The sequence below is a fragment of the Pedobacter sp. P26 genome, from assembly GCF_050632135.1.
In the GTDB taxonomy this organism is placed as follows: domain Bacteria; phylum Bacteroidota; class Bacteroidia; order Sphingobacteriales; family Sphingobacteriaceae; genus Pedobacter.
This window is the reverse complement of the sequence record NZ_CP192574.1, coordinates 3,372,544-3,393,893: the sequence shown is the minus strand read 5'-3', so window position 1 is coordinate 3,393,893 and position 21,350 is coordinate 3,372,544. Positions and strand designations below refer to the sequence as shown.

Below are 21,350 nucleotides of genomic sequence, written 5' to 3'. Positions count from 1 at the left end.
TTAATTGATAGTCAGTAGTTCTATAACAATTGTTGCTGGTGGGCAGCTGCTATCAGTTCGGCGACATTTTTGACTCCAAACTTCTGTATCAGGTTCCTCCGATGGGTATCTACCGTTAACGGACTTAAATAAAGTTCCTGGGCAATATTCTGACTGGTCTTTCCCTGCGCCACGAACGATAGGATTTGCTTTTCCCTTCTGGTGAGCTGTGGCGTGTTGCGTAACTGGTTCTTAGTTGGGCGGCTGATAATTTCTACTACTTCCTTACTGTAACAGATATCTCCTTTTACTGCCGCTGCAATACACTGTCGAAGCTCCTCAAGTGAACTGTTCTTAAGGAGGTAGCCACTGGCACCATTCTGTATGGTCTGCATAATAATGCTCCGCTCAGTGTGGTTGCTGAGGATAAGTATACTTGTAGCAGCGGATTGCTCTTTGATCATCTGGCAGAGTTCCATACCGCCAATATCCGGCAGGGTAACATCCAGCAGGACAAGATCTACGGGGTTCCTGCTTAAATAAGAGAGTAGCTCTACGCCGTTTGAAAAGCCGCCTACAATCTCCAGATTATCTTCATTTTTAAGTAGGGTTTTAAGCCCTTCAATAACAATGGGATGATCATCTACTATAACAGTAAGCAGTTTATTCATTGATGTTGGTTTTAAGTTCTATATCTATACTTGTTCCTTCGCCAGGAGCGGAATGCACTTCAAATTTCCCTTGCAGAAATGCGATGCGGTTCTTAAGATTATCCAGGCCCATTCCTTTTTTATCAGAAAGGGTGTCCATATCAAAACCCCGGCCATTATCTTCAAAAGTAATAAAAATAGTATTTTCGTTCTGGCTGCACTGTAGTATGAGGTTGTCAGCATGAGCATGTTTGATTGCATTTGATATGAGTTCCTGCACGATTCGGTAAATGTTCAGCTGCACATTCATCGCAATATCTTTTTGAATGCCAAACATTTCTGAAGTGATGTGCAAACCGTCACGCATGTAAAATTCGCACAGGTCTTTTAAAGCGGTTTCAAGACCAAACTTCAATAAGGTTTCGGGTACCATGTTGCGGGCAATGCGGCGCAGTTCCGTGACCGAGGTGTCCAATTGTCCGATAATGCGATGAAGGTCCTTATCTTCGGAGATGCCTGGCTGTGTGTCTGTCCAGCCTGAAAGTCCTATTTTAACTCCTGAGAGCATGCCACCCAGGCCATCGTGAAGATCCCTTGCAACCCGTTCTCTTTCGAGCTCTTCACCTTCAAGCATGGCTTTGGTAATTTTGAGCTGTTGTTTTCTTTCCATTTCGCTAAGCTGTTGCTTGTAATTGATCTCCTCCTGCTGTGCCAGCTTGCGCCGGCTCCGGGCCGTAAGAAGAACGAAAACGAGCAAAAGAAGCAGAAAAAGGCAGATCAAACCAAGTATAAGCCTGTATAAACGGTCGTTTCGGGCATTAAGCTGGGCCTGCTTGTTCTCCGATTGCAGTACCTGTATTTTCTGCTGGTTTCTTGCGCTTCTGTATTTTGTCTCCAGCTCATTAATCTTTACTTTTGTCTGGTCAGTGTTGATGCTGTCATTCGTCTGCCTGTATTTAGTCAGCCAGCGGTATGCCTCTTTATAATCCCCTAGCTTTTCACTCATTTTTGCCAGTTCCGAATAAATCGTTGCCCTGTCATTACTTTTGGCAGTCAAAGTTCCTTCTTTAACAATATCCAGTAATATCTGCCGGGCCCTGGCATAGTTTTTCTGCTTCTGATAGATATCATATCTGCTGAAAAAAATTGTTGGTAGACCTGTTTCTGGTTATACTTTTTAGCCAGCGGAATTCCTTTATCTATACTTGCGAGTGCTTTATCGTATAATGTTTTAGTGGTATAGTAAAGCGCCTCATTATAATAGTATATCGGATAGTTTAGAGAGGTGGGGTATGGCTTCAGCAGCCGTTGTGCCTTTTCCAGAAGTACCTGGGCTTTGTCTGCTTGGTTGTCATAACAATAGATGCTTACCCCTGAAAGATAGGAAAACAACAGATCAGTAGAACCAGGATTTTTGGTTTCCAGTAAGGCGATGGCTTTTTCATTATAGGCCGTCGCTTTTGAAAACTGGTAGTTGTTCATCAGGATAGTGGAAAGCTGCGTATAATAGTAAGCAATGCGTGCCGGATCGCCCGTCTTTTCTATAATAGGAATAGCTTTTTCCAGGGTTATTTTCGTCATAAAATCATATCCCATTTTGTCAACATTCATCAAGGCATAATTATACCATGATGCAGCCCGCTTTGCATAGGCGATTTTAGTGTTGAATGGAGAAAGTGCTTCTGCAGCTTTTTTAAAAGCATCGGATGCCTTCGCTTTGTTCCAGTTAAAATAATACTGCCCTTTAGAGAAGAGTGCCAGTGCATTTAAAAATTTATCGTTTTTGGCGGCAGCTGTACCTGCCTCCAGGTAGGCTTTACTCTTTAAGGTATCTTTGAATTTCCAATATTCTACCAATAGAAAATTGGTGCTCGCTCTTGAGCTATCTGTAATTTTTTTCTGTAGAATGTGCTGCAGGCTATCCAGATAATGCTGCTCATTAAGGGGAACCTGCTGTTGACCAACAGATTTAAATGAAACCAAAATACCTATCAGGAATAGAAAAAATTTTATCATGATTAAAAAGAAGTTTATTCATTAGCCGTAGATCAGGTTATCTTTTGGTAAGGAAAATTTACCTGTAAATATGAGACATAATTCCCAACCCTTCATCATTTCATCCATCTGTTATGAAAAATACCTAAAAACCAGTAGAAAAAAAACGGTAAAAATTGGTATTTCTTTTGGCTGATACAACCAATAGCTTTGCCCTCATACCTTAATTAGCATGAAACTATGAAAACAATAACCTTGAAAGAAGCTTTTTCAGCTAAAGTGACTATTAGCCGACAGTTATTAATCCATAAAATCAATACCATGAAGCTGAAAAAATATGCCCTTACATTTCTCTATGTAATATCAGCAACAGCTGTAGTTTCGGCACAGTACAAAGAACCGGAAAAAAAGATAAGGTGGAGATCTTCCGCCCGGAGATGGCATTCGACTCCCTGCAGGCAAAAAAAATGTTGGCAAAAGGGAGTGGTGTTATTAAAGGTGTAGCATATACGAAGCAGAAACATCCGCTTGGATATAGCGTTCCGTTCTCACCCCGTATACTGGCTAACAAAATGAAGGTAGTGCTTTTACCGGTAACACCTTATTTTGAAGAATGGCACAGGCTTAGAAAAGATAAAGAAAACATCAGGAAAAAACGTTTTGTCTATCTTTCTGATCAAGCTTACAGATATAGGCTTGAAGCAATCACAAATAGTGACGGAGAATTCACATTTCCAGACATGAAGCCTGGTAAATACTTCCTGCAGGGTATGCTGGATTATACCCTGAGGGGCAAGTATAATGCCTACACAGGTAGCGGGTATAACGACTATGGAGGGCGAACCGATTATTATCAGCAAAAAGAATATTCCAAAAATATCCAGGACCGGATTGAGGTGTTCGTAGAGGTAAAGGAGAACGGAGAGATTGTTAAGGTCAAACTGCATTAAATTCACAAAACAATAAACCTACATTATGTTAACAGATAAAAAAATTACGGGGGTTATAATTGTGCTATTACTGATCTCAGGAATTAAAGTACATGCCCAGTTCGGCGGACTGCTTGATAAAGCAAAAGAGAAAGTGACAAAGGCCGTTGAAAAAAAGATTGATAAAAATACCGCTTCAGAAAAATCCGGAGCTGCAATTAACTCAGGCAACAGCCATATCGTGACTGGTGATTCGCTGATTTTCGCAGAAGATTTTTCGGTATCTAAATCCGGTGCCACTGCCACAAGTTTCAAAACCAACGGAGCGGCTACTATTGTAACAGCAAAAGGGCAGAATGGGAAATGGATGGATGTAAGGGATAAAGCGATCTACAAATTTTCCCGTCAGCTCAACTATCCTAGGCGGTTTACCTTATCTTTTGATATCATTGCAAAAGCAGACCAGATAAAGGACATTGCTCCAATGTCATTTGGTTTTGCAAGCGATAACAGTGTTCGTCAGTACGAAAGCAATATTGGTACTTACGTGCAGCTCCACTATTACGATACCAACCAGGTTAATATAGGCAGTAATAAGCCTGAAAAATTCGTAAATACCACTTTTGATCTGGCCCCTTGGCTCAACCGTCCGCTTCATGTTGTGCTTTCTGTTGAAGGTGAACGAATGGCTGTCTATCTCAACAATGTAAAGCTTGCCGATACCATTTTGTTTAGTCCTGCTGCGGCAAAAAACTTTTATATCTCCGCACCCTGGGAATATGCTAACGATGCAGGTGTATTGGTTAGTAACTTTAAAGTTTCGGGATTTAGGAAATAGGAAATGATGGGGTGTATAATAAGTTGTAATTTTACTGTTAATTGTCAATATGGAGCTTAGCCTGTACTGAGCTTTACGAAGTATCAAAACGCCTTTAAGCATTTAAAAGAGGTCCTTTGACTATTTGTTCCGAAACTTCGGGAAGCTATCATTGACAGAATCCACTAGTTCAGTCGTCATCCGATAGCTATCGGATCTCACGCATGCGGGAATGTTAATGCAAAGATGGTACCGTCTGGAAGACGAAAAAAATCGTTCTTATTGATCAGTGATGAGGTGTGAGTAAAACCGGAAAAACGAAATGATGAAAATGTTAAATCAGGTAAAGTTAAATAAACCAGTTATTAAATTTTAACTTAAATTTCTACAATCAATTTTATGAATGATTATAAAAACATCCTTCTTTTTTGTACAATAACATTATTGCTAACTACAAATGTTGCTGCACAAAGTAACACTGGCAAAACGGACATTGATAGCGTGATGAGTAAAAGAATGTTCGAAAGTGGAATTGTCGGACTTGGTGCAGCCATTATCATCGATAAAAAAGTTGTCTGGAAAAAAGGATATGGATTTTCAGATATACAAAGCGGTGCAGCTTTCACCACATCAACCCTGATGAACATCGCATCAGTATCTAAAACGGTAACCGGTGCTTGCCTCATGAAAGCTGTAGAACAGGGCAAACTCTCCCTGGATGAGGATATAAACAACTATCTTTCCTTCAAAATTCACAATCCTTATTTTCCGGAAGATAAAATAACCCTTCGAAACTTATCTACTCATACTTCAGGACTTACAGACAGGTATCCTTTTTACACCGACAGCCTTTATTTTAACGGGAAAGATTCCCCACAGGTATTGGGCGATTTTCTGCAGAACTATTTTATGCCCGGTGGAAAGTATTATTCGAAAGAGAACTTCCTTAATCACAAATCCGGAACATTCCGTGAATATTCTAATATTGGTGCTGCACTTGCGGGTTATATTGTTGAAGTCAGAACGGGTCAAAAATTGAACGAATACAGTAAAAGATACCTGTTCGGTCCGTTGAAAATGGAAGATACCGGATGGTTTATGTCAGAGATAAACCTGAAAAAGCATACCAAACTTTACAAAAAACAGGATAATAACGTTAGGGAGATTCCTTTGTATGGCTGCACTACCTATCCAGATGGAGGTGTTCGCAGCTCGGTAGATAATCTAAGTAACTTCTTTATCTGCCTTTTAAATGATGGAAAATACAAAAACAGGCAGGTATTAAAAGCAGAATCCGTTATGGAAATGCTCAGATTCCAGTTTGATGAAGCCAATAAACCTGAAAATGTAAAACCTAAATCACTGAATTCAGGTATTTTTGGGCGACAAAGATGGGGGCTACCAGGATCGGACACAATGGATCGGACCCAGGAGTAAGGGTTTTTATGCTTTCTGATCTCAATAAGCAAGTTGGCGTTATCTTATTTATAAATACTTCGTTAAGTGAAAAGGAAGAAAATAAATTCTTTGAAATTTATGAAGATCTCTATCGATACGGCATTAAACTTAGAGGATAGGATATACGAAACCGGTGAGAATAATTAAAACTAGAATAGCATACCATTTAGATGAAAAAAACCTATAAACCGTTGATTCATTATTCTCTGTTGCTGTTTATGCTGGCCAGTAGCAGTTGCAAAAACGGTAAGAATGAAAATACCGCTATAGATAAACGGGAAAAGAAGCCGCTAACAACAGTTAAAGAGAAATGGCACTGGGGCAGTGGTAAAGATCAAAATACAACAGCGGGATATGCCCAGGTTGTTAAATCCGGCAAGGTAATTTACATATCAGGTGTTCCTACAAATGACCTGAGTCCAAAAGGGATCAGCGAGGTTTATGAAAGGCTTAATCAATGCCTTAAAGCATTTGGTGCTTCCTCAAAGAATGTTGTTAAAGAAACACTTTACACTACCGATATTGAAGCGATGAAAAAGTATAACGGTGCAAGGAAAGCGTTTTATAAAGACGACTTTCCTGCTGCAAGCTGGGTTCAGGTCAGTAGACTATATGAGCCCGATTCAAAGCTGGAAATCGAACTAATTGCACATCTCGAAGGTATTGAGGAATAAAATGTAAGCAATGCTCATTTCTTTGCCAGGGCTTGAATTTTATCATAAGTTGCCGGCCATTTCAGGATGCTAAATGTAAGCTTAACAAGATGGAAAAATACTTTATCTGAGATGATGAAGAAATTGAAAATCCAATTGTATCAGAAAAATTCCCACTAAAACTAACAGCATTTATAATAAAACAAAAATATGAAGACCTTTCTAAAATGGACCAAACGTATAGTCCTGGGCTTAGTTACCTTGCTAATATTGTTGCTCCTGATCGGATTTATTTTTGAAAGAATATCACGGAATGAAGCTGAAAAAATTAAACCTGATGGCCAGTTTGTAGAAGTTGAAGATCATCGTCTTCATTATTACAAAAGAGGGAACGGCGGCCCAACCATTGTATTTGAAACCGCATTCGATCCGGCCGGACATCTGCAATGGTACAATATTCAACAAGAATTACCAAGAACTTATACAAGCGTCTCGTATGACAGGGCCGGGATTTTATGGAGTGAGCGAGGTAAAAATCCAAAATCAGGTGAGGAAATGGCTAAAGAATTACATCTTATGCTGGAAAAAGCCAACGCCCCAAAACCATATATTCTTGTAGGCCATTCCTTTGGAGGAACACTTGTCCGGTTTTTTGTTAACAAATATCCGAAAGATGTTGCAGGCGTAATATTTGTGGATAGTCAGTGCCCCGATGACGAAAAATATTTATCTCACGAACTATTCAAAATGGTCAATCAGGGTTTGCCAGGTAGCTTTCTAAAATTCGCCAACACTTTTGGGCTCGCCAGATTAATGTTCAAAGGTATGTTTCCCAATAATAAACAATATGAATATCAAAACACCATAATGCCCGCTCTGCTGTACAAAAGTGCTGATGCATTACTGGAGGAACAGGATCAGATGCGTTCGATCAAAAATGAAGCATCAAAAATAAAATCTTTTGGCAATATTCCTCTTTATGTATTGACCGCCGCAGATGAAAAGCGCTTTGATTCTTCCATCAAAGATTTAAAACTGAAAACAGAGATGCTAAGTAAGTGGAATAAAATGCAAAAAGATTTTCTGCTACTTTCCACGGAAAGCAAACAAATCTTAATACCAAATAGCGGTCATTATATTAATCAGGAACAGCCAAAAGTTATCGAAACCGTAATCAATGATATGGTGAATAAAATATTACCTCAAAGATAAAATATCATATCTGACCTATTAATTTGAAGGTAGTAATACAGTTTTCTGGATACCAACGCTTACAAATATCGCATCGTTTTCAAAAACCAGGGAGAAGAGAATAGTCAGATTATAATACGCTTACAGTAATTTACTACATCATTTACACTGAAAATTTTAGGCCATAATATTATATATGAAAAGAATCCTGTTACTTATCCTGATTTTGCACAGCTACTACTTCATGCAAGCACAGCAAGTGCATGAACCATCTTCAAAAAATCATCCTGAATGGTCAAAGCCTTTTCCTCCTTTTCGGGTTGTGGGTAATCTGTATTATGTGGGCACAGCCGATCTGGCTTGTTATCTTATCGCTACGCCAAAAGGAAATATTCTGATCAACACCGGACTGGCATCATCAGAAAGGCTTATTGGGGAAAATATTAAAAAGCTGGGTTTTAAACTTTCAGACACCAAAATATTATTAACAACACAAGCACATTTTGATCACCTGGGCGCAATGGCTGCAATCAAGAAAGCTACAGGGGCTAAGTTCATGGTAGATGATGCAGATGCAAAAGTAGCGGCTGATGGTGGCCTTTCGGATTATGACCTGGATGGAAAGTTTTGTGTTTTTAAGCCTGTTAAAGTTGACCGCATCTTGCACAACAATGATACCATCAGGTTAGGAGGAATGGAACTAATCATGCTTCACCACCCCGGGCATACCAAAGGTTCATGTAGTTTTCTGCTCTCTATTAGTGATCAAAAAGAAAGTACAGGGTGCTGATCGCGAATTTGCCGACTATCGTTACGGAGAAAAATTTTGCAGATATTCCTGCCTATCCTAATATTGCAAAAGATTATGCCTACACCTTACAGCGTATGAAGAACTTAAAGTTCGACCTCTGGGTAGCATCACACGGCGTACAGTTTGATCTCCTTCAAAAACATAAACCCGGAGATACCTATAATCCGGCTGCTTTTATGGATGTTAAAAGCTTTTATGACTATATTGATGAATTGCAGGTAGAATATGATAAGAAAATTGGGAAGGGGTAAAAAATATCACCTACTGAACTAATACCCAAGGCAATTATATGGATCTGACTAGTATGTTATTAGCTAAAGTAGGCCTCGCCATGGATAAGGCAATGAATGCTTATCATGAGGATGAGGATATTATTTTCAATGATCTGTCTCGATCAAAGCGGTTTCATTATGATCCTAAATACATGCTTTCTCTTGGCTGGAAGAATAGTAATATCTGCATGTATCCAGGATGTGATCAAAGCGCGGTCAAGGCTTCACATACCATACAGAAATCAGCATCACTACGAAGCATAGCCCAGGATAATCACTTGTTAACCCCTAAATTTGATTATAGACGGGAAGTAATGGATCTTATTCCCATAGGTCTTAATGAAGCGTCAACCTTTCCCGGGTTTTGTCCCGGCCATGAGCAGTTATTCGGCGTTTACGAGGATAGGAAAGATCTGAAGGAAGAGGAGGATTTTAGGCTTCAGCTTTACCGGACGATCTGCCGGGAAATTATAGCCAATGAACGCTCTTTGAAAAGTTTTGTGCTACGTAAATCACAATATGTCACCTTTCGCGACGAAACCTTAAATGACATGATTCGCAAAGAAGCAATTGCTTTAGGGGTACTACCCGAGCAAATGAAACAGTTTACTCATGAGTATCGGGATCACCGGATAAGGTCTTTAAATGCGGCAATTGAAGAAATTAAAACGAATCTGCTTCATTTGGATGTCTTTTATCAGGAAATCTTTAATGATATTCGTAAAGCAAAAATTCAGAAGATCTTTTTCCAGGTGGTAGGGATGGATTGGGTTATTCCGTGTGCATTGGCAGGAAGAGGTGAGTTTATAGCGCAGACGAGATCAAAAAAGGTGAATGTAGAGGTAATAATAAATGTGATTCCTTACCATGACCGTACCTATGTAATTATTGGTACGCATCATAAAATGAAAGAACACCTGAAATCATATCTCAGGCGCTACACCGAGCATCCGATGAAGATGATTGCGATGATTGAAAGCTGGATGCTTTATGGTTCTGATCACTGGTTTTTACAGCCTGCTGTCTGGTGGGAGCTTGCTGAGGTCGATAAAGGCCTACTCATAGAGGAGATGTTTACCAAGAAAAATATTAATGAATTGCCACCCCTTCCAATATTCATAGGGTTAAGGTCGCAACTGAATAAAATGATGAATCCGTCAGATCAGGCTTAACAATTTTTATTTTATGGTTGTTTGCTCAAGGCTTTTGATGATGTTTTAGCCCATACTAGCACAAGTCTTAGTGCAATGGGGTATTGAGGCTGACTTGTGCTTTCAATAGATAATTTATCTATGAGATTGTTTTGAGCGCAAGTCAGGCAATAATGGGCCAGACCAGAGTACTAAACCTTGCACTTTAAAGGACACTATTATCCTAAAAAATCAACTATGAATTTATTGTATTCTTCACGCATCGGCAATTCGAAATCAGTATACAGATCCCGTTTATCTGCCGATACATATTCACTGGTTTTAGGATTAAACCCCGCTTTTTTTATATTTTTCCAATAAAATCCTATTCCTCTTTTTTGCCAGGCGGGAAGGTTGTTGAAATTGATGCCATATTGAAATAGTAATTCGTTTTTGGCCGCAATACTCATTCCTTCAATTTTAGAAGAAGCTTGGTTTTTGTTATGATTGTCCTGTCTCAACCGCCAATAGCAATGTGCATTCAAAGCATTTCTATGTGCATCTTCGCTGCGCCATCTGAAATAATCTTCAACTAATTTTTTGTTAGGAAGTTCAGAAATACGGCAATCAAATGCGCCAACATCTCCCAAAATGGAAGAAAATTTAGCACTGGCTTCGCCAGCCAAAACGGAAATGTATTTTCTTGCCTTTCGCCCAAAAAGATTTTCACTAGGGTGAAATAGCAACGATATTTCATCACTTTGGGTATAACCGTAAATGACATTAAAACCGCAGTTCATCAGATGTTTTACGGTCTCGATCATCATATTCCGGAATTTTTCATCAAACGGCGCGTCAAACTGATGTACTTCCTTGGTAAGCCTGGTAAAACCCCGGCCATCAATTCTGGCAACCATGTACATTTCAGGTAAAATACAACGATCCTGTGCGGTTTCATAAACCCTCATCTTAGCATCCAAATCATCAAATTTCATCTGACCATGGTTTAATAATAAACGAGTTATTCTCTGCCGTTACATAATATAGCTCGTCGAAACCCTCATTAATAGAGGGTAAGTTCAACTTTTAAAAGTTCCCCTTATACCAATTTCAGGAATCTTTTCTTTGCATGAGCGCTGATTATTACGTTCGACCGCATCAGTCAGTTTCGATTGAAAATAATATCCGGTTACTTTGAATTTGTTTGCCTTCGCAATGGATATATACTTTGCTCTTTCTTCTAGAGTAGGATTCGTATTGTCTACTACAAAAGGCTGAGAGGTGAGGATACAGGTTTCAATAAACCTGATTTCCTTATTTCTCGTATTTAATAAATCTAAGGAAATATGTACATGCGTTTTAAAAAACCTCTCTTTAAAAAAAGTAGTTTTTCCAGTTGCCTGAATGCCACAAAATATGATTGCTTCCATCTTCCTAAAGATTCGGTTTTATGGATACAAAAAAAGGAAGAATTATCATTAATTCTTCCTTTTTTTGATGCGGAGAGCGAGGGATTCGAACCCCCGGACCTGTTACAGTCAACAGTTTTCAAGACTGCCGCATTCGACCACTCTGCCAGCTCTCCGCTGCAAAAGTACAAACTCAGCTTAATTCTGCAAAGTCAGAAAGCTTTTTTTATATAAACTTGATAATTACTTAACACAGAGGGAGAAAAAATTATTTCTTCTGTATATTTTCTTCAATCGGCTCCGATTTTTTGAACAAATTAAAAGTAGGGCGGATGATCTTCACACTTCTTTTGCTTACATCAACGCTGGCATTGAGCTCAAAACCAATCAATAAAATCAATGAATTGAGGTAAAGCCAGATCATCACTACGATTAACGTTCCGATAGAACCATACACCTTGTTGTAAGAAGCGAAATGATTGATGTAGAAGGAAAATCCCCAGATGGTAAGAAAAGCCAGTATGGTTGCCAGCCAGGAGCCTGCGCTGAACAAGCGCCATTTTTTGGTGTGAGATGGACCGTAACGGTATAAAATGGAAATGGTGATGAAATACAGAATCGCCAATAATGCCCAACGGGTAAATTTGATGGTATAAACCAAAAAACTATCTTTTAAATGTAGCTCGTCGTTAATTTTGTTCAGCAGAACTTCACCCAAGGCCATGGCGCTAATGCAGATGATGATCGAAAAACAGATAATCACTGTTAGTACAAGCGCAATTAAACGTTGTTTTATCCAGCCCCTGGTTTCGATAATCAACGATGATTTATTAAAAGCCTTCATTAAGTTTTTAACCCCATTGGTAGCAAAAAACAGGGCTGATAAAAAGCCGAAAGACAACAAACCTGTATTTTGCTTTTTGATGATGTCTTTCAATGTTGTTTCAAAGGCATCAAAAGCATTGTGTGGCAGTACCAGCTGAATTAAATTTAAAAGCTGATCCTGGAAACCCTTTATCGGTATAAAAGGGATTAAAGTAAACAGGAAAATAATCCCCGGAAAAATGGCCAGCATGAAACTGTATGCCAGCGAGGAAGATTTGTTTACCAGTGCATCTTTGCCGATTTCGCGGAAGAAAAACGTAGCAACGGTATATAAAGGCAGAGGGCTAAATCCGGGCAAAACACATCCCTTAGTCCATTCTATAAACCTGGAATAGAATTTAAGATGTAATAATTGCCTGTGTAACCATTCCATTGTATTGGCTAATTAAAAAACACCGATAATTTTTCCATAAAATTTTCGGGTGGATTTGTCGGTTTATTTTTCTCCATGTCAACAAAAACCAGTGTAGTTGCCCCGATGTTGATGAGTTCTTCTTTTTCGTTATACAGCTCGTACTCAAAAAAGATCCTGATGCCGGGCAAGGTTTTGATAATTGTTTTTACGGTAATTTCCTGATCGTAAAGGGCAGGTTTAATGTATTTACACTTTAATTCTAAAACCGGCATCATAATGCCATCAGCCTCCATAGAACTATAGCTCATGCCCAAACTGCGTAACATTTCTACCCGGCCAACTTCGTAGTATTGTGCGTAATTGCCATAATACATATAGCCCATCTGATCGGTTTCGCCATAACGAACCCTGATTTTTGTACTGTGGCTATACATTATTTAAATATATTTCTTTTGTTTAACGCTTCACGGTATTTCCTGGCATTAATTTCGTGCTGGGCTTTATTTTCTGCGAAATTATGGTAGCCTGAAAAATCTTCCTTCGCGCACATGTAAATGTAATTGTTGTTATCGCGGTTTAATACAGCATCAATGGCATTAATACTAGGCATCATAATTGGTCCGGGAGGCAAACCTGCATATTTATACGTGTTGTAAAGCGATTGTACCTGCAATAATTTTCCTGTTACCCTTTTCACTGTAAAATCGTTGTTTGCAAAAATTACCGTCGGATCGGCCTGAAGCAATATGCCTTTATTTAAACGGTTTAAATATAAGCCCGCTATAATTGGCATTTCTTTGTCGTAAAGCGCCTCTGCATCCACAATTGAAGCCAAAGTGTACACCTGCGAAGGCGTAAGGTTTAAGCTTGCTGCTTTTTGTCTACGATCGGCATTCCAGAATTTATCATATTCCTTATGCATGCGCTCAAAGAAATCAACTGGTGAAATATTCCAGTACATTTCATAAGTATTCGGAATAAACATGGCATACACATTATCCTGGTTAAACCCATATTTACTGATCAGTGCTGTAGAATCTAACACATTGATAAAGCTCAGTGAATCGGCCTCCAGATTGCTGGCCAGGTAGGCCGCAAAGTTTTCTTTTTTACGGATGTTATGGAATTTCAATTTAACCGGATCCTGGTTTCCGGCTTTGATCAGGTTAATCAGTGTGCGGTTGGTCATTCCTTTTTTCAAACGGTAACGTCCGGGTTTAACGCTTGTAGCTAAATTCATTTTTCCGGCAGCTGCTGTAAAAGAAGAAATGCTTTTTACCAGATCTTTCTTTTTAATTTCTGCAATCAGATCATCGTATTTACTCCCGGTTTTGATATATAAATATTTTTGATTTTCGGTAACGTTAGGGGCAAAGTAAAGCCTGTAAATATTTAACGCAAAGTAACCAGCAATTAGAATTACAACAAGCGCAATAACTATTGCCACTTTTTTGCCTGTACTCATGTTCTTTTTTCTACTTCAGTCATCTGTAAATATGATACTTGTTTATTGTTGTTTGTTAGATAGGGTAATGTTAATCCTGGTGCCTATAGCCACTTTTGTTAACGAATCAACCAGCATAGGGTCTTGTTTAATAATAACAGCAGCAGCACTATCGGTAATAGGCCCATCATAAATGATGTTGCCTAAACTCAGGTTTGAACCCCTTAGGCTAAATTTAGCTTCATCCATGGTTAAACCCATTAACTGGGGAATATCTACTTCTTCATTTCCACGCCCATCGCCTAAAACCAGGTTAATCCTCGAGCCAACAGGTACAATCTGTCCGGCCGCAATAGGTTGACCGCCAAAGGAGGCTTCTAACACCACATCACGACTTACGTCAGGCTTATAGGTTGTATCTCCAAGCTTTAATCTCGAACTCTCTATAATGGCCTGTGCTTCCCTTAAAGTTTTAAACGCTATATCAGGGAATTTTGTATTCGGTGTTTTGCCTGCGTTAATGGTTAAATAAATGGTACGGTTATCTTTCACAAAGGTATTGGGGTCAGGATCCTGATCAATTACAATTCCGGCAGGTTGATCCATAATAAAAACAGAATCTACTTCATATTTTAATCCTGCATCTTCCAGTTTCTTAACTGCCTGCTCAAAAGATAAACCTTTTACCATAGGTACATTTAGGCCCTGTCCGTGTTTGGTGTAATATCTTAAACTAAAAAAGCAACCAATAGAAGCACTATAACGGTTACTATTGCGGCTAATATGTTGTTTCTAAACGATTTGGTTTTTAAATAATCTATAAATTTAGACATGAATCTTAATTTGGGTTATGCGTACAAGCTCAAATGTAACTATTTTAATGATGGATTGAATTATCGAATCTGTTTCTTCACTCAATCATTCAATTACTCACTCCTTCAATAATTCTACTTCAATAATACTAAAGCACAAAGATATTTATATTTTTGAGGATATATTTATATTCAATTTCTATTTATAAAAGGATTTTTAACATGAAGAAAACGATAGCATTGTTAACAGGCGGTACCACAGGCGAATGGGTTGTTTCTGTAAAAAGCGCAGCCACTATTGCTCAAAATATCGACCCCAATTTATACGATGTGTATAAAATTATGCTGAACGAAAAGGGCTGGTTTTATGAACCTGCCGATTCTGTTAAGATAGAAATTGATAAAAATGATTTTTCCTTAACACTTGAAGGAAGAAAAATTAAGTTTGACGGCGTTTTTATTGCTATCCATGGTTCTCCTGGCGAGGACGGAAAATTGCAGGGCTATTTCGATATGTTAGGTATTCCATATACCGCCTGCGATGCATTAACTTCGTCTATTACCATGAATAAAGGTTACACCAAAGCCGTTGTAGCGGGTATTGATAAGCTGTACACCGCAAAATCTGTTCAGATATTTAAAGGCGGCAACTACAATCTAAATCAGATTAAGCAGGATTTAAGATTGCCTTACTTTGTTAAACCCAACAGCGGGGGCAGCAGCATTGGCATGAGTAAGGTAAAACATGCTGACGATCTGGAAACAGCCATTGAAAAAGCATTTAAAGAAGATAGTCAGATTTTAATAGAAGAGTTTGTGAGTGGTAGGGAATTTTCGGTCGGCATTTTTGGCGCTGAGGGCAAAGTTATTGTTTTACCAGCAACAGAAGTGATCCCGAAAAATGAGTTTTTCGATTTTGAGGCAAAATATACGCCTGGCGCAACGGAAGAAATTACCCCAGGCAGAATGAGTGCCGAAGAAGTGAGCCGTGTGCAACAGGTGGTAAAGGATGTATACCAGAAATTAAATTGCAGGGGAGTGGTACGCATTGATTATTTCCTGGAGGAAGGAACCGGTAAATTTTATTTTATCGAAATCAATACCATTCCCGGACAAACAGCAACCAGTTTTATTCCACAGCAGGTAGCTGCAATGGGAATTACCCTGAAAGAATTTTATACTCTTTTAATGAAAGAAACGCTGGGGTAGTACTTGTGAATTTTGTCATTCTGAATGCAATGAAGATCTTTAAATAGTAGCATTGCTTTATGAACATATCTACTTTGTAAGCGCGGCAATTTAGGTCCAGTCTTTTATTTGTTAGGGATTATTCATTTATTTAGGCTAATTTTAATGGTATTTATGCTTGCTTCGCAGGCCTTAACTTCGTTCAGAATAACAAGTGACACATATAATTATATCAAAAATAATCTTTAAGATCTTTAACAGAGGTATCTAAAATATTGATTTGCCTAAACAACGATGAATATCCAAAAACTGATTGATAAAGGTTTAAAACTCAAAAGCTATTCAAAAGATTCAGTTATCTACGAGCCGGGGATGCAGCCCCGCTACGTGTATTTTATCAAATCGGGCGAGGTGCGAATGGTTACCGTGAGCGATGAAGGAAAGGAATTTATACAAGGCGTTTTTAAAATGGGGCAGTATTTCGGTGAACCTGCTCTATTAGTGAACCGACCTTATTTAGCCTTTACTATTGCCAATAAAGATTCGCAGATTATTGTGGTAAATAAAGAAGATTTTTTCGGACTGATTAAAAACGAACCCGATTTTAGCATGGAGTTGATCCGTACTTTAAGTAACCGCCTCTTTTATAAATCGATGATGCTGGAAGAACTGGCGAGCGAAAAGGCCGATCATCGGTTGTTAACGATTATCAATTACCTTCTTAACGATATTGCTGTAGGTGAAAATTTAAAAATAACGCGACAAGAATTAGCCGACATGACTGGCTTAAGGGTAGAAACAGTTATCCGTAGCACTAAAATATTAGCGGAAAAAGGCCTGATCAGAACCATTAAAGGGAAAATAGTAAAGGTTTAGCATGGCTTAACCAATTTATACAACAATCCTTAAACATGACTTAGATCATAAATTAGTATTTAATTTAGGCTTACCTTTGTACTATCAAATTAGAAGATTATGGCTGAGTTATCGAAATTCCAGGCTTTTGTACAGTGTAAATGCCCACGTTGCCACAAAGGAGATATTTTTACAGGGAGTGCTTATTCTTTCAGACTACAAAAAACCAATATCAACTGTCCGCATTGCAACTTAAAATTTGAGCGCGAGCCAGGGTTTTTCTACGTAGCCATGTTTGTAAGTTATGCCATGAACGTTGCAGAAATCATAACCATTGGTGTGGCATCGTATGTTTTGGGTTTAGCCTTAGTATATGAAAACTTGTGGTACTATGTTGGTTTAATCCTGGCCGGTGTTTTATTGTTGTCACCAATTAATTACCGCTATTCGAGGGTTATTTTTGCTTCATTACCTTACGCCAGGCTTACATTATGTTGCTGGCAGTGGAGACTAGTAAACTATAAATAAAAAGAGACTGTATCGTAAAACTGATTTCTCTTCAGGTTTTGTCGTGTTGATCTTGTCGAAACAGCGCTGCCAGAGCTATTTAATCTAGTCCTTCTACAGGTTTTTGTTCTTGTGTTTACATACTGAATCGAGACAATTCAATAAATTAAGTAACAGCGTGCTTTCGTCTCATTAAACCTATTATCAGATTGATGATCGGTAGTAGTTGAACAACTAAAAATCCGAGTAGCATTGCAGCGGTGCTATTCTTGAATCCCTGTGAATAATCTGTCGAGTCTGCGCTGGTAAACTCGGCCAGGGTAAGTGATTTGTTGAAATTATAAGTAGAATAACAAGCAAGAAAAAAGAATAAAATAGATAATAAAATGTGAGTCCAGCTCAAGATATTAGATGCTATAAATGATTTTAAAAATTTGTAGAATAATGCAAAAACGAATAAAAATATCGCATACCACCTAATGAGTGGAACATTATCGATCATATAATAACTGCCGTATATATTGAAAGCAAGATTAACTGCCGGAAGCAATAATGAAGCTGCCAAAAGAATGGTCGCTACTAAAACCAGGAAGTTATAGGTTTTAAAGATTTTTTTCATTTTTTGTTTGGCTTGAGGGGTTCCTTAATCTAAGTGTGTAATTGTTTGGAGAGCTATTTCACATATTTATGATCAGTTTTTTAATTAGAAAATGGGTGTTCAGTAATGCTTCGGAAGCAGCAGTCCCGTTATTCGCTATAGCTTCGATAAAAGATCGGAGGCTGACGCTTTTACCGGGTTTATAGAACAGAGGACTGTATAAAATACAAACGAAGACTACATTAAGTTCAAAAATCAGCCATCATTGCGAGAGGAACGACGAAGCAATCCTATCGCAGACAGGAAGATTGATTCATCCGATGAAAAATCGGCTTGTCAATATTAACTCGGAACCTTTCATTTCAGGCATTTTGCTACCGGTATGAAATCAGTATAGCTTCTGCTTTAGCTAATGACGACTAAAATTAATGATTTATAGAACTATTTATACAATCTACTAACGCTTTCACTTTTGTCTCTGAAGTAAGTTCATACCGGTATTCGTCATCAATACTGCCCATTTTGGTTTCCGTATTTCTGAATTCCATTTTACTTGGTACAAATTCCTTTGCTGAAGCATGAAATTGTGTAGCACCGGTTTGATCAATAAGGTTTTTGATGTTGTTTTCATTTATACCCGCACCAGGCATGATGGTAATGCGGCCATTGGCTTTTTTACCAGCTGTGCTAATTTTTCTGCCCCCAGAATTGCAGAAGAAGCACCTCCGGAAGTGAGCACTCTTTTTATGTTGAGTGAGATCAAATCTTCCAGTGCCTGATCCATATCGTTACTCATATCAAATGCCCTGTGGAAAGCCACCTCCATAGGTTTGGCCAGCGCAATTAATTCAGCGCATCTTTCTTTGTCGACAGTGCCATCAGCTTTAAGTATTCCAATAACTATTCCTTCGCAATTTAATGATTTGCAGATTTTTATATCTTCTTTCATTAATTCGAATTCTGTGCCGGAGTATAGGAAATCGCCACCCCTCGGACGGATAATCGGCCAGATTTCGATGGATAGATTTTTCTTCGCAAGTGCCAGCTGACCATAACTTGGTGTGGTACCACCTTCTGCCAGGTTATCGCAAAATTCCACTCTTTTCGCCCCGCCATTTTGAGCGGCTAAGGCTGATTGGTAAGAGTTAGCGCATACTTCTAAGCAAGGAATTGCTCCTTCATTCATGATATTTGGATTTATGTTCTACAAAGCGAATTTACTTTCTTATCGTCACCCTGAATTTATTTCAGGGTCAATTAAGTAAAGGAGACTACAGATCGCGCCTTCATTAAATAGTTAAAAATTAAATATTTACATCCGACAAACAATAAACTCTGATTAATAATAACTCTTGCCTTTGATCAAAAGATCTTGTTTTTCTGCATTACAAACCGCATAACTAAAGCCCTGTTGAATGGCATAAGCACCATATTCGCCTTTTTTATTGATAGCTAAAAATCCTACCTGTATATTTTTGGCAGTTTCGGGCTTCTTTTTAATGATGCGCATTACCGCTTCCTTACAGGCGGCTTCGGGTGTATAACCCTGGCGCATGAGTTCTACAACTAAAAACGAACCTACATTTCGTACTACCTCTTCGCCTACACCGGTTGATGTTGCGCCACCAACTTCATTATCTACATAAAGGCCAGCCCCAATTATCGGACTATCACCAATTCTACCATGTAATTTGTAGGCCATGCCACTGGTGGTACAAGCGCCGGAAATGTTTCCTTTCGCATCAATAGCCAACATTCCAATGGTATCGTGGTTATACTGGTTGCCTGGTAATTTTTGTGGGGCAGCTTTCTCGTAAAGTTTATTTTCGATATTCATCACCGGCGCATATTTCGCTGTTTTTAACCATTCTTTCCATGCTTTTTCGCTAGCCGGAGTGAGTAGATTCTCTTTTTTGAAACCCTGCTCCAAGGCAAACTGTAAAGCACCATCTCCAGCTAACATGACGTGCGGTGTTTTTTCCATCACCTTACGCGCAACCGAAATTGGATGCTTAATATGCTCGAGTGCTAAAACAGCGCCACAATTACCCAGTTCGTCCATAATACAGGCATCGAGCGTAACATGGCCATCACGATCCGGTAAGCCACCATAACCGACAGATTGATTGTGCTCATCAGCTTCGGGTACCCAAACGCCTTGTTCTACTGCATCTAAAGCACGTCCACCAGTTGATAAAACTTTCCAGGCATCAGCATTTGCCGCAATGCCAAAATCCCAGGTAGAAATTACAATCGGGAAATTTTCTGCTTTTGATGATTTTTTTGGAATTACATGCGCAATACTACTTTTATCAATGGCCAGCAATCCGGCCGATAGGGCAGACGCTTTTATAAATTTACGGCGGTTAAACATTTTTTTGGTTATTGTTGAAATTGGCTAAATAGTTAATTATTTGATTGTCGAATTGTTAGATTGTTAAATCGAACGATCGTGTTTGGTCATTTTGATTTGAACATTGGTTATCATTCATTAATCGTTTTACTTCCGTTTGAAATTGCAATCTGATTATTATTTAATTGTTAGGTTGTTGAAACAATCGTTCCTGTATGAAAATTGCGACTTGACTATTGGTTATTAATTTAACTGATCGTAAATCTATCCGCATCTTTTAGAAAAGGAAACTGTCTTCTGATTTTAAACAGTTCTTCGTAGTTGATACTAAAAGTGTATAAATCTTCATCTTCCGGTTTATAATAGACGGTATTGCCATACGGATCTAAACACATCGATAATCCACTGTGGTAAATCTGGTTCCCATCGTGCCCAACGCGGTTCACGGCAATTACATAACTTTGGTTCTCAATTGCCCTGGCTGGGATTAATGCCTTCCAGTGTGCCGAGCGTTTATCAGGCCAGTTGGCCACCAGGAGTAAGATGTCGTATTCCTGATCTACATTGCGTAACCAAACCGGAAAGCGTAAATCATAACAAATGGCCAATCTGATTTTCCATCCTTTAAGTTCAACAATGAGTTTTTCTTTACCTGGACTAAAGTGGTGGTCTTCATCACCCATGCCAAACAGATGGCGTTTATCGTAATGCTGGTTTTTACCATCCGGCTCCATCCAGATCAGGCGGTTAAAATATTGGTTATTTTCTTTAATAATCAAACTTCCTGTAACTACACAATTGTACTGATGCGCCATTTTTTGCATCCATTGCATCGTTTTACCACCCATTTCTTCCGCTAAAGCTTCAGAATTCATGCTGAAACCTGTGTTAAACATTTCGGGTAAAATGATAATATCAGTTTTCTCCCTTACACCCATCGACAATCTAAGTGCCAGATTCAAAAGGTTTTTCTCAATGTTTTCCCAAAAAAGATAGGCCTGAAAAACAGTTACTTTCAGATTTTCTATTTGAGTGTAAACAGGTGCTTCCATGGTATAT

21 protein-coding genes, 1 tRNA gene and 2 pseudogenes are annotated in these 21,350 nt (G+C 38.7%); 10 read left to right on the top strand and 14 right to left on the bottom strand.

Features of this window, described 5'->3' with window-relative positions; all coding sequences use genetic code 11:
- Positions 1-20 precede the first annotated feature (20 nt).
- Genes ACQ86H_RS15770 through ACQ86H_RS15760 form a run of 3 tightly spaced genes read right to left on the bottom strand, consistent with a single transcriptional unit; the run spans position 21 to position 2,645 of the window.
- On the bottom strand, positions 21-650 hold the full coding sequence (locus tag ACQ86H_RS15770; RefSeq protein ID WP_431291692.1) for a response regulator: 630 nt from the start codon (positions 648-650) through the stop codon (positions 21-23).
- Positions 643-1,686, bottom strand: a complete 1,044-nt coding sequence (locus tag ACQ86H_RS15765) for a sensor histidine kinase (protein WP_431291691.1) — start codon at positions 1,684-1,686, stop codon at positions 643-645. The genes ACQ86H_RS15770 and ACQ86H_RS15765 overlap by 8 nt, the downstream gene beginning before the upstream one ends.
- A complete protein-coding gene (locus ACQ86H_RS15760) occupies positions 1,683-2,645 on the bottom strand; it encodes a hypothetical protein (RefSeq protein ID WP_431291690.1) in 963 nt (320 codons plus the stop codon). Before ACQ86H_RS15760 ends, ACQ86H_RS15765 begins: the two co-directional genes overlap by 4 nt.
- Positions 2,646-3,040: 395 nt before the next feature.
- Between ACQ86H_RS15760 and ACQ86H_RS15755 the strand changes: the two genes are divergently transcribed.
- The 7 genes and pseudogenes from ACQ86H_RS15755 to ACQ86H_RS15725 all read left to right on the top strand — a co-directional run bounded on the left by ACQ86H_RS15755 (position 3,041) and on the right by ACQ86H_RS15725 (position 9,927).
- On the top strand, positions 3,041-3,574 hold the full coding sequence (locus tag ACQ86H_RS15755; protein WP_431291689.1) for a carboxypeptidase-like regulatory domain-containing protein: 534 nt from the start codon (positions 3,041-3,043) through the stop codon (positions 3,572-3,574).
- A 25-nt stretch (positions 3,575-3,599) separates the two neighbouring features.
- Entirely contained in the window at positions 3,600-4,391 is a 792-nt protein-coding gene (locus ACQ86H_RS15750) for a hypothetical protein (protein ID WP_138820883.1), read from the top strand.
- A gap of 378 nt (positions 4,392-4,769) precedes the next feature.
- Positions 4,770-5,807, top strand: a complete 1,038-nt coding sequence (locus ACQ86H_RS15745) for a serine hydrolase domain-containing protein (protein WP_431291688.1) — start codon at positions 4,770-4,772, stop codon at positions 5,805-5,807.
- Between the two features lie 191 nt (positions 5,808-5,998).
- The gene (locus ACQ86H_RS15740) at positions 5,999-6,502 is read left to right on the top strand and encodes a RidA family protein (RefSeq protein WP_138820884.1); all 504 of its coding nucleotides are present in this window, start codon (positions 5,999-6,001) and stop codon (positions 6,500-6,502) included.
- Positions 6,503-6,691: 189 nt separating this feature from the next.
- On the top strand, positions 6,692-7,693 hold the full coding sequence (locus ACQ86H_RS15735) for an alpha/beta hydrolase (RefSeq protein ID WP_431291687.1): 1,002 nt from the start codon (positions 6,692-6,694) through the stop codon (positions 7,691-7,693).
- A 175-nt stretch (positions 7,694-7,868) separates the two neighbouring features.
- Positions 7,869-8,734: pseudogene (bla, locus tag ACQ86H_RS15730) on the top strand (subclass B3 metallo-beta-lactamase).
- 53 nt (positions 8,735-8,787) lie between these two features.
- A complete protein-coding gene (locus ACQ86H_RS15725) occupies positions 8,788-9,927 on the top strand; it encodes a hypothetical protein (protein ID WP_431291686.1) in 1,140 nt (379 codons plus the stop codon).
- A gap of 197 nt (positions 9,928-10,124) precedes the next feature.
- On the opposite strand, the gene ACQ86H_RS15720 is transcribed toward ACQ86H_RS15725, so the two are convergent.
- The 7 genes from ACQ86H_RS15720 to ACQ86H_RS15690 all read right to left on the bottom strand — a co-directional run bounded on the left by ACQ86H_RS15720 (position 10,125) and on the right by ACQ86H_RS15690 (position 14,668).
- Positions 10,125-10,880 (bottom strand): tRNA(His) guanylyltransferase Thg1 family protein, encoded by a 756-nt coding sequence (locus ACQ86H_RS15720; protein WP_138820889.1) that lies wholly within the window; start codon positions 10,878-10,880, stop codon positions 10,125-10,127.
- Between the two features lie 84 nt (positions 10,881-10,964).
- Positions 10,965-11,315, bottom strand: a complete 351-nt coding sequence (locus tag ACQ86H_RS15715; RefSeq protein WP_431291685.1) for a hypothetical protein — start codon at positions 11,313-11,315, stop codon at positions 10,965-10,967.
- 70 nt (positions 11,316-11,385) lie between these two features.
- A tRNA-Ser gene (locus ACQ86H_RS15710) sits at positions 11,386-11,470 on the bottom strand.
- Positions 11,471-11,562: 92 nt separating this feature from the next.
- Positions 11,563-12,552, bottom strand: a complete 990-nt coding sequence (locus ACQ86H_RS15705) for a YihY/virulence factor BrkB family protein (protein ID WP_138820891.1) — start codon at positions 12,550-12,552, stop codon at positions 11,563-11,565.
- 8 nt (positions 12,553-12,560) lie between these two features.
- Positions 12,561-12,968, bottom strand: coding sequence for an acyl-CoA thioesterase (locus tag ACQ86H_RS15700; protein WP_138820892.1), 408 nt, complete (start codon positions 12,966-12,968; stop codon positions 12,561-12,563).
- Entirely contained in the window at positions 12,968-13,999 is a 1,032-nt protein-coding gene (gene mltG, locus ACQ86H_RS15695; protein WP_431291684.1) for an endolytic transglycosylase MltG, read from the bottom strand. The genes ACQ86H_RS15700 and mltG overlap by 1 nt, the downstream gene beginning before the upstream one ends.
- A gap of 42 nt (positions 14,000-14,041) precedes the next feature.
- Complete coding sequence (locus ACQ86H_RS15690) at positions 14,042-14,668, bottom strand: PASTA domain-containing protein (protein ID WP_431291683.1); 627 nt, start codon at positions 14,666-14,668, stop codon at positions 14,042-14,044.
- A 344-nt stretch (positions 14,669-15,012) separates the two neighbouring features.
- Between ACQ86H_RS15690 and ACQ86H_RS15685 the strand changes: the two genes are divergently transcribed.
- The 3 genes from ACQ86H_RS15685 to ACQ86H_RS15675 all read left to right on the top strand — a co-directional run bounded on the left by ACQ86H_RS15685 (position 15,013) and on the right by ACQ86H_RS15675 (position 17,361).
- The gene (locus ACQ86H_RS15685; protein WP_431291682.1) at positions 15,013-15,999 is read left to right on the top strand and encodes a D-alanine--D-alanine ligase; all 987 of its coding nucleotides are present in this window, start codon (positions 15,013-15,015) and stop codon (positions 15,997-15,999) included.
- A 273-nt stretch (positions 16,000-16,272) separates the two neighbouring features.
- Complete coding sequence (locus ACQ86H_RS15680; RefSeq protein WP_138820896.1) at positions 16,273-16,854, top strand: Crp/Fnr family transcriptional regulator; 582 nt, start codon at positions 16,273-16,275, stop codon at positions 16,852-16,854.
- 99 nt (positions 16,855-16,953) lie between these two features.
- The gene (locus tag ACQ86H_RS15675) at positions 16,954-17,361 is read left to right on the top strand and encodes a DUF983 domain-containing protein (RefSeq protein WP_431291681.1); all 408 of its coding nucleotides are present in this window, start codon (positions 16,954-16,956) and stop codon (positions 17,359-17,361) included.
- A gap of 145 nt (positions 17,362-17,506) precedes the next feature.
- Here the strand turns inward: ACQ86H_RS15675 and ACQ86H_RS15670 are convergent, their stop codons facing one another.
- From ACQ86H_RS15670 to ACQ86H_RS15655, 4 genes and pseudogenes are all read right to left on the bottom strand, one after another.
- Complete coding sequence (locus ACQ86H_RS15670) at positions 17,507-17,959, bottom strand: hypothetical protein (RefSeq protein ID WP_431291680.1); 453 nt, start codon at positions 17,957-17,959, stop codon at positions 17,507-17,509.
- A gap of 404 nt (positions 17,960-18,363) precedes the next feature.
- Positions 18,364-19,124: pseudogene (locus ACQ86H_RS15665) on the bottom strand (copper homeostasis protein CutC).
- Between the two features lie 153 nt (positions 19,125-19,277).
- Positions 19,278-20,312, bottom strand: a complete 1,035-nt coding sequence (locus tag ACQ86H_RS15660) for a N(4)-(beta-N-acetylglucosaminyl)-L-asparaginase (protein WP_138820900.1) — start codon at positions 20,310-20,312, stop codon at positions 19,278-19,280.
- Positions 20,313-20,539: 227 nt separating this feature from the next.
- Positions 20,540-21,343 carry a nitrilase family protein gene (locus ACQ86H_RS15655; protein ID WP_431291679.1) on the bottom strand — a complete coding sequence of 268 codons (804 nt, stop codon included), beginning with the start codon at positions 21,341-21,343 and terminating at the stop codon, positions 20,540-20,542.
- Between the last annotated feature and the right edge of the window lie 7 nt (positions 21,344-21,350).

Bases quoted from the DNA above. Each gene is read 5' to 3' on its own strand.
- ACQ86H_RS15660 (WP_138820900.1), bottom strand. From the start codon at position 20,312: ATGTTTAACCGCCGTAAATTTATAAAAGCGTCTGCCCTATCGGCCGGA.
- ACQ86H_RS15675 (WP_431291681.1), top strand. From the start codon at position 16,954: ATGGCTGAGTTATCGAAATTCCAGGCTTTTGTACAGTGTAAATGCCCA.
- ACQ86H_RS15725 (WP_431291686.1), top strand. From the start codon at position 8,788: ATGTTATTAGCTAAAGTAGGCCTCGCCATGGATAAGGCAATGAATGCT.
- ACQ86H_RS15740 (WP_138820884.1), top strand. From the start codon at position 5,999: ATGAAAAAAACCTATAAACCGTTGATTCATTATTCTCTGTTGCTGTTT.
- ACQ86H_RS15655 (WP_431291679.1), bottom strand. From the start codon at position 21,343: ATGGAAGCACCTGTTTACACTCAAATAGAAAATCTGAAAGTAACTGTT.
- ACQ86H_RS15770 (WP_431291692.1), bottom strand. From the start codon at position 650: ATGAATAAACTGCTTACTGTTATAGTAGATGATCATCCCATTGTTATT.
- ACQ86H_RS15700 (WP_138820892.1), bottom strand. From the start codon at position 12,968: ATGTATAGCCACAGTACAAAAATCAGGGTTCGTTATGGCGAAACCGAT.
- ACQ86H_RS15685 (WP_431291682.1), top strand. From the start codon at position 15,013: ATGAAGAAAACGATAGCATTGTTAACAGGCGGTACCACAGGCGAATGG.
- ACQ86H_RS15715 (WP_431291685.1), bottom strand. From the start codon at position 11,315: ATGGAAGCAATCATATTTTGTGGCATTCAGGCAACTGGAAAAACTACT.
- ACQ86H_RS15670 (WP_431291680.1), bottom strand. From the start codon at position 17,959: ATGAAAAAAATCTTTAAAACCTATAACTTCCTGGTTTTAGTAGCGACC.
- ACQ86H_RS15760 (WP_431291690.1), bottom strand. From the start codon at position 2,645: ATGATAAAATTTTTTCTATTCCTGATAGGTATTTTGGTTTCATTTAAA.
- ACQ86H_RS15680 (WP_138820896.1), top strand. From the start codon at position 16,273: ATGAATATCCAAAAACTGATTGATAAAGGTTTAAAACTCAAAAGCTAT.
- ACQ86H_RS15735 (WP_431291687.1), top strand. From the start codon at position 6,692: ATGAAGACCTTTCTAAAATGGACCAAACGTATAGTCCTGGGCTTAGTT.
- ACQ86H_RS15745 (WP_431291688.1), top strand. From the start codon at position 4,770: ATGAATGATTATAAAAACATCCTTCTTTTTTGTACAATAACATTATTG.
- mltG (WP_431291684.1), bottom strand. From the start codon at position 13,999: ATGAGTACAGGCAAAAAAGTGGCAATAGTTATTGCGCTTGTTGTAATT.
- ACQ86H_RS15690 (WP_431291683.1), bottom strand. From the start codon at position 14,668: ATGGTAAAAGGTTTATCTTTTGAGCAGGCAGTTAAGAAACTGGAAGAT.
- ACQ86H_RS15720 (WP_138820889.1), bottom strand. From the start codon at position 10,880: ATGAAATTTGATGATTTGGATGCTAAGATGAGGGTTTATGAAACCGCA.
- ACQ86H_RS15750 (WP_138820883.1), top strand. From the start codon at position 3,600: ATGTTAACAGATAAAAAAATTACGGGGGTTATAATTGTGCTATTACTG.
- ACQ86H_RS15705 (WP_138820891.1), bottom strand. From the start codon at position 12,552: ATGGAATGGTTACACAGGCAATTATTACATCTTAAATTCTATTCCAGG.